The sequence below is a fragment of the Corallococcus sp. 4LFB genome, assembly GCF_046520365.1.
In the GTDB taxonomy this organism is placed as follows: domain Bacteria; phylum Myxococcota; class Myxococcia; order Myxococcales; family Myxococcaceae; genus Corallococcus; species Corallococcus caeni.
Genome location: NZ_JBKGHJ010000429.1, coordinates 1 through 7,296, shown reverse-complemented (window position 1 = coordinate 7,296; position 7,296 = coordinate 1). Strand labels below are relative to the sequence as shown.

The 7,296-nt window shown below is 71.5% G+C and carries 4 protein-coding genes and 1 pseudogene; 3 read left to right on the top strand and 2 right to left on the bottom strand.

Annotation, left to right across the window (positions count from 1 at the left end):
* Window positions 1-52: 52 nt before the first annotated feature.
* A complete protein-coding gene (locus ACLEQD_RS32935) occupies window positions 53-331 on the bottom strand; it encodes a hypothetical protein (protein WP_410389469.1) in 279 nt (92 codons plus the stop codon).
* Between the two features lie 165 nt (window positions 332-496).
* On the opposite strand from ACLEQD_RS32935, the gene ACLEQD_RS32930 reads away from it, so the two are divergent.
* A complete protein-coding gene (locus ACLEQD_RS32930) occupies window positions 497-1,432 on the top strand; it encodes an MBL fold metallo-hydrolase (protein ID WP_410389468.1) in 936 nt (311 codons plus the stop codon).
* Window positions 1,433-1,463: 31 nt separating this feature from the next.
* On the top strand, window positions 1,464-3,233 hold the full coding sequence (locus ACLEQD_RS32925; protein ID WP_410389466.1) for a M14 family zinc carboxypeptidase: 1,770 nt from the start codon (window positions 1,464-1,466) through the stop codon (window positions 3,231-3,233).
* A gap of 110 nt (window positions 3,234-3,343) precedes the next feature.
* Here the strand turns inward: ACLEQD_RS32925 and cglD are convergent, their stop codons facing one another.
* Window positions 3,344-6,745 (bottom strand): adventurous gliding motility lipoprotein CglD, encoded by a 3,402-nt coding sequence (gene cglD, locus ACLEQD_RS32920; protein ID WP_410389465.1) that lies wholly within the window; start codon window positions 6,743-6,745, stop codon window positions 3,344-3,346.
* Window positions 6,746-7,004: 259 nt separating this feature from the next.
* Here cglD and ACLEQD_RS32915 point away from each other — a divergent pair.
* Window positions 7,005-7,296 (top strand): annotated as a pseudogene (locus tag ACLEQD_RS32915) (TIGR02266 family protein); the annotation flags it as partial.

Here is a 7,296-nt window from a genome sequence, read left to right as displayed (position 1 = left end):
GCCACCGCGGCGCGCTCGTCCGCGTCACGCGCGTGCTCCGCCAGCCGCCGCGTCAGCGCCTCCTCCCGCGCGCGGCCTCCGAGTGGAAGCGCCGGTGGCTGTCGTTGCCCAGGATGATGGTGTGCGCCAGGTGCGCGTACTGGTCCCGCACCGCCGTGGCCAGCTCGCGCGCCTCCCGCGCCCGGCCGCCCGCCTCGCGCAGCGCATGCGTGCCGTCGTGGATGTCCGACAGCCGGCCGAGCGCATAGCCCGACGCCGCCGCGAACAGCGCCACCAGCGCGCCGAACGCGAGCAACACCCTGCGGGTCGTGGTGCCGGAGACAGGTCCCATGGGAAGCCCTCTTATACGGCGCGGCCCCGGTCCCGCGCCCGGCCCATGTCCTTGCGTGGACCGCCGTGCCGCATTCCCCTTGCGCCCCTCCCCTCCAGCCGAGCATGACTCGCAAGAGGAGGCACGGGCCCATCTTCTGAAGACACCCGTTGCCGGGAACCACTCATGGCGATGCGCTTCAAGAACCTGGATGGCAGCGGACCGCAGGCCTTCACCCGCGTCTTCAAGTGGGCCGTCACGGACAAGCTCCTGGGCAAGCGCCGCGGTTCGCCCGCGCGCGCCGTCGTGCCGCACGTGGAGCCGGACCTGGCCGTGCTCGCCACCCCGCCCGCCCCGGGCGAGGGCGCCCGGCTGACCTGGCTGGGCCACGCGAGCTGGCTGGTGCAGCTGGACGGCGTGTCGCTGCTCATCGACCCGGTGCTGCGCGACGCCATCAACGTCATCATCCGCCGCAACGTGCCGCCCGGCGTGCCGGTGGAGAAGCTGCCGCGCATCGACGCGAGCCTCGTGTCCCACAACCACTACGACCACCTGGACCTGCCCACGCTCAAGCAGGTGGGCGCCCGCGTCATCACCGGCCTGGGCCACGCGCCGGTGTTCCAGGGCCAGGGCCTGTCCTTCCAGGAGCTGGACTGGTGGGAGTCCACGCAGGTGGGGCCCGTGCGCGTGCACTACGTGCCGTCGCAGCACTGGAGCCGCCGCGGCCTCAACGACGCCAACGAGATGCTCTGGGGCGGCTTCGTGGTGGAGGGCTCCAGCGCGAGCGTCTACCACTCCGGCGACACCGCCTACTTCCAGGGCTTCAAGGAGATTGGCGCCCGGTTCCCCAAGCTGGACGCGGCGCTGCTGCCCATTGGCGCCTACGACCCCGCGTGGTTCATGCGGCTGCAGCACATGAACCCGGAGGAGGCCGTGCAGGCCTTCGAGGACCTGGGCGCCATGGCCTTCTTCGCCATGCACTGGGGCACGTTCAAGCTGACGGACGAGCCGCTCGACGAGCCCCCCGCCCGCCTGGACGCCGAGTGGCTGCGCCGGGGCTGGCCGCGCGACCGCGTGCACGTGTTGCCCGTGGGTGGCACACACACCGTGCGGCACGGTTGAGCGCTGGCGGGGCTTGTGGTCTCAAGCGGGCATGCTCCTGCCCACCCTCGCCGCCCTGGTCCTCACGCAGGCTCCCCCACCCCCTCTCACCACCCTGTCCGAGCAGAGCGGCTGGAAGCGCACCGGCCGCTACGCGGAAGCAGAGCGCCTGTGCCGCGCCTTCCCCAAGGCGTTCCCCGGCAAGGCCCGCTGCGACACGCTGGGCACCACGCCCGAGGGCCGCCCCATGGTGGCGCTCGTCGTCAGCCAGGACGGCACGCTCACCGCGGACGCCGCGCGCAGGAGGGGGCGGCCCGTCGTCTTCTTCCAGGGCGGCATCCACGCGGGCGAAATCGACGGCAAGGACGCCGGCTACTGGCTCCTGCGCGACGCGCTCCAGAACCGGGCGGCCGCGCCGGACCTGCTCAAGGGCGTCACCGCCGTCTTCGTGCCCGTCTTCAACGTGGACGGCCATGAGCGCTTCAACCCCAACCACCGCCCCAACCAGGTGGGCCCGGAGGAGATGGGCTTCCGCGTCACCGGCCAGAACCTCAACCTCAACCGGGACTACGTGAAGGCGGACGCGCCGGAGATGGTGCTGCTGCTCAAGTACCTCAACGCGTGGGACCCGCTGGTCTACGTGGACCTGCACGTCACCGACGGCGCGAAGTTCGAACCCGACGTGTCCGTGGGCCTGGAGCCGCAGAAGTCCGGCCCGCCCGCGCTGCGCGAATTGGGCACGAAGCTGGTGGACGAGCTCTTCACCGGCCTCACCGCGCAAGGCCACCAGCCGCTGCGCTTCTACCCGTCCTTCCTGAAGGATGACGACCCCACCAGCGGCTTCGCCTACGGCGTCCCCCCGCCGCGCTTCAGCCACGCCTTCTGGTCCGTGCACCACCGCTTCGGCGTGCTCGTGGAGACGCACTCCTGGAAGAACTACGCGCAGCGCGTGAAGGCCACCCGCGACGTGCTGGAGGGCCTCTTGCGGCTCGTGGCCCGCGACGGCGCCGCGCTCCAGGCCGCCGTGAAGGCGGAGGACCAGAAGGCCGTGGCCGGGCAGGTGCGGCAGGTGGTGCTCGGCTGGGAGAGCGCGCCCAAGCGGGAGACGCTCGAGTTCAAGGGCTACGCCTACGAGCGCGGCCCGTCGGACATCTCCGGCCAGCCGCACATCCGCTACGACGACACGAAGCCCCAGACGTGGAAGGTGCCGTACGCGCCGGACATCCAGCCCGCCCTCACCGTGACGCTGCCCGCGGGCGGCTACCTGGTGTCCGCCGCGCACGCCGCGTGGGTCGCGCCGAAGCTGGCCGCGCACGGCATCGCGTTCCAGCGCCTCCCCCGCGCGGTGCCCGCCGCGAAGGTGGAGTCGTTCCGCTCCAGGGACTTCGAGTTCCAGGCGCGCTCCAACGAGGGCCACCAGGGCCTCACCGCCAGGGGCGAGTGGAAGCCGGACACGCAGGACCTGCCCGCGGGGACGCTCTGGGTGCCGGTGGCGCAGAAGAACGTGCAGCTGGTGGCGCACCTCTTCGAGCCCGCGGGGCCGGACTCGCTCCTGGCGTGGGGCTTCTTCAACGCCCACTTCGAGCAGAAGGAATACATCGAGGACTACGTGCTGGAGCCCTGGGCCCGGGAGCTGCTGGCGAAGGACGCGGGCGTGAAGGCCGCCTTCCAGGAGCGCCTGAAGGACCCGGCCTTCGCCAGGGACCCGCGCGCCCGCCTGCGCTTCTTCGCCGAGCGCCACCCGGCCTGGGACGAGCGCCTGGGCCTCTACCCCGTGTACCGCGCCGCCAGCGCGCCGCCGGGCCTGGCGCCGGTGAAGTGACGCAGGCAAGAAGAAGCCCCCGGCCCGCTTCCCCTTGAAGGGGCGTCGCGGAGCGGGGGCTTCGGAATCACCGCCGCGCTCCCGGTCCATGAGGCACCGGGAGCGCGTCTTCATTGCGGCCTAGCCGATGGGCTTCTCGCAGGCGCACGCGCTGACGTTGCACTGGAAGCCCGGCGCGCAGCCGCCGCAGTCCGGCTGGCAGACGCAGGCGCACAGGCCCGGGTCGCGCCGAAGCCGGTGCCGCAGTTGAGCGCGCCCGTGTCGCAGACGCAGCCGCAGGCGTTGGCGTCGAACTTGTAACCCGCCGCGCAGGTCGCGGACTGCACGCAGCTGCACGAGCAGGCGTCCGTGTTGCACGTCTCGAAGGTGCCGCACGTGCCGCCGCAGTCCTGCGCGCAGGTGAAGTCACACACCGCGCGGTCGGTGTTGCACACCTGGCCCGGGGGCGCCGTGCCACCGCAGTCCGCCGGGCACTCGCACTTGTCCGTCGTGCGGTTGCAGACGAGCTTGCCGTCGCAGTAGTCCGGGTCGTTCGGGTTGTAGTACTGCGTGTCGGACGCGCACGGCGGCGGGCTGCCGTCCGGCTTGGCGGTGCGGTCGATCCAGTAGCGGTACGACACCGCCGCCTGCGTCACACCGGACTCCTTCGGACGGCACGCGCCGTAGAAGGACACGGTGCGGTTGATGCCGTCCACGTCGAAGCCGTGGGTGCGGCTGCGCGGCAGGTCCCCGATGCTGGGGCACAGGGAGGCATCCGCCACCTCCGCCACCGCCACCTTCATCGAGGCGCCAATCGGCGGCTTGAGCGTCTTGTAGCCCACGGACGCGATGACGCTGTCCACGATGGCGTTGATGGTGTTGGTGATGGAGGTGTCGTCCCGGATGCTGCCGGACACGCCGCTCGTGGCCTGGATGACGTCCAGGTGGCGCGGGTTCGTGTTGTCCTCGTCCTTGTTGCACCGGGCGCCGTCCGGCGGGCAGATGATGCCGTGCAGCTGGATGGGGGCGTTGACCGGGTTCTTCGTCGAGCCCGCCACGCTGCCGGTGTTGAGGAAGTACGCCGTGTAGTCCGCCACGCTGCTGGAGGACTGGTCACGCGTGTCCGTGAGGACCACCACCACCACCTTCGCGCCCGGACGGATGCGCGTCGCCGCGGTGCCGCCCGTCGCGGTCAGGTCGTTGATGGCCTTGCGCGCCGCCTCCAGCGAGCGCTCGGAGCCGTCACCGCCCAGGCCCACCCAGCACTCCTTGTTGCTGGCGCAGGTGGTGTTGGGCAGCGTCGTGGTGCCGTTGACCGCGCACATCTTGGACGTGGTGTTGCACGTCGCGTTCTGGGTCAGCCACGCCTTGAACTGGTCGATGTTCTGCGTGAACGCGCGCAGCACGCCGTTGTTGGGACCGTTGCCCGTGTACGCGGTGGTGACCATGCCCAGGCGCCAGTCCAGCGTGGCGTTGGCCAGCTTGTTGGCCACCGCCGCCGCCGCGCCGGCGAGGAAGGTCTGCGACGACGCCATGGAGCCGGAGTCATCCACCACGAAGAGGAAGTCCACCACCGCGGTGTTGCCGGTGAAGACCTCGCACTGCACCGCGTCCGCGTCGCCGAACTGCGCCAGCGCGGAGCCGCCCGCCGTGTCCGCCATCGTGAAGAGGCTGCCCGACTCGTTGTAGCGGGCCGCCGGCGTGATGGCGAGCACCACCACCACGCTCCCGTTGGAGCGGTGCACGTACTGCGCTTGAATCTTGAACGGGCCGGTGACGCCCGTGGCGCCGGTGAAGGCACCGGCGCTGGTGGGCGCCAGCTGCCGCGCCAGCGCGTTGGTGAACGCCTTCAGCTCCGTCGTGCCGGTGACCGCGTAGCGGGCGACCGCCGCGGGGAAGCCGTCCCAGGTGGTGAACGTCTGCGTGAACTCCACGTCCGCGGGCGCCAGCAGCGCCGCGCCGGTGCGGATGCCCGACTCGTCACCCGCGGGCGTGGTGGAGGAGCCCACCTGGCCGCGCTTGTACGCGATGAACGTCACCTGCTTCGTGTCGTCCCAGCCCATCACGCCCACGGTCTGGCCGTTGGCCGTGAGGTTGACCAGGTTGGCGCTCTTGAAGGTGTTGGGCAGCGCGAGCCGCATGTCCGCGCCGCTGTCCTCCTTGAACGTCACCGTGCGCAGGTTCTGCACGCTGCACGCCTTGCCGGCGGGCGTGGTGGCCGCGCCGTCCTTGGGGTCCAGCGGGTTCAGTTCGCCCGGGTCCACGCGGCCGTTCTGGTTGGAGTCCTCCGCGCCGTCGGGGATGCCGTCGCCGTCGGAGTCCGCCTTGTTGGGGTCCGTCTTCGTCGAGGGGTCCGCGTCGCCCGCGTAGCCGCAGTTGTTGCGCGGGGCCGCCGCCGTGGTCACGCCGCGCTCCACGCCGTCGAGCAGGCCGTCGCCGTCGGTGTCCGGGTTGGTGGGGTCCGACTCACCGGGGTCCACCTGGCCGTTGGAGTTGGGGTCCTCGCCGAGGAAGCCGTCGCGGCCGGCGCCGTCCTGGAGCCCGTCGCAGTCGGTGTCCGTCAGGCGCGGGTCCGTCTCACCGGGCTCCACGCGGCCGTTCTTGTTCGTGTCCTCCACGCCGTCCGCCACGCCGTCGCCGTCCGTGTCGGCCTTGTTCTTGTTGGTGCCGGTGGCGTCCTCCACCGAGTCCGGGATGCCGTCGAAGTCCGCGTCGGGCACGGCCGCGGCGCAGTCCGCCACGCGCGGGTTCGTCTCACCCGGATCGAACTGGCCGTTCTTGTTCACGTCCTCGGCGCCGTCCGCGCAGGTGTCGCCGTCCGTGTCGGGCTTGAGCGGATCCGTGGTGGTCTGCTTCTCCAGGCCGTCCGGCAGGCCGTCGCCGTCGCTGTCGCGCAGGCGCGGATCCGTCTCACCGGGGCTCACCGAGCCGTTCTTGTTCGCGTCCTCCACGCCGTCCGCCAGGCCGTCACCGTCGGAGTCCGCGGTGTTGGGGTCCGTCTCCGTGAGGTCGCGCTTGCCGTTGCGGTTGGCGTCCTCCAGGCCGTCCGGCAGCCCGTCCTCGTCCGTGTCCGCCTTCACCGGCGAGGTGCGCGTCGCGGGGTCCAGATCCGGGTAGAAGGAGCACGCGGGATTCACACTCGCGGTGCGGCCCACCTCCACGCCGTCGCGGATGCCGTCGCCGTCGCTGTCGCGCAGCCCGGGGTTCGTCTTCAGGCCACCGGTGTAGACCGTGGAGAACTCCTCCTGGTCCGACAGGCCGTCGCAGTCCGAGTCCTTCGTCGCGTTGGTCGGATCATAAGGGTCCGTCGCGACTTCGCCGGGGTCGGGGTCGGGGTCGACGATGACGCCCGCGTCCTCGACGTAGCCGGCGTCGAAGCCGGCGTCGAAGCCCGCGTCGTTGCCACCGGGGCCTCCGTCGGAGGTGGGGTTGGGGTCAGTGCCAGGGCCGGGGTCGGGGTCGCTGCCGCCACAACCCGCCACGAGCGTGGCGGCAAGCAGCGTGCCCGAGAAGAGTCGGATCCAATTGCGCATACGGGGTCTGCACTCCGGGAAGGGGGGTTACGGAGAACACCAGGCAGCATAGAGGGCCGCGCGTCCGATTCCGATGTAGGTACGCCCCCGGGCCGAGGTCGCATCACGATTCGTAAACTCGGCGTCCAACGCTGTCGCCTGTTTCCGACTGCACTGTCTTTACGGGGGCCAGGAGGGCTCGGTTATCTTCCGCTTCGTGCCTGTCTTCGGTCTTGCGGCGGTATGGGGGGGAGCGGCTTCGCCTGAGAAGGCGGCAGCCGTGGTGGAGGGCCTGGGCGCGCTCATGCCGTCCGCGCAGTCCATGCAGTTGGTGGTGGCGTTTCGCGACGAGGCCGGCGCGCTGGAGGTGAAGGTCGACGTGCCCGGCTATCCGCGCGCGGCGGTGGAGCGGCTGGGCGAGGAGGTGCGCAGGAGCGGCGGCACGTTCGTGGAGCTGTGGCGGCTGCCCAAGGCGGAGCGGGACGCGCTGCGCTCGCGCACGCTGGCGGGCGGCACGTCGTTCTCCGGCGCCGAGCGCACGCAGGCCGCGCAGGAGCTGCGGCAGCACCTGG

Excerpts from the sequence above, each read along its gene's own strand:
- ACLEQD_RS32935 (WP_410389469.1), bottom strand. The coding sequence starts at position 331 with ATGGGACCTGTCTCCGGCACCACGACCCGCAGGGTGTTGCTCGCGTTC.
- ACLEQD_RS32925 (WP_410389466.1), top strand. The coding sequence starts at position 1,464 with ATGCTCCTGCCCACCCTCGCCGCCCTGGTCCTCACGCAGGCTCCCCCA.
- cglD (WP_410389465.1), bottom strand. The coding sequence starts at position 6,745 with ATGCGCAATTGGATCCGACTCTTCTCGGGCACGCTGCTTGCCGCCACG.
- ACLEQD_RS32930 (WP_410389468.1), top strand. The coding sequence starts at position 497 with ATGGCGATGCGCTTCAAGAACCTGGATGGCAGCGGACCGCAGGCCTTC.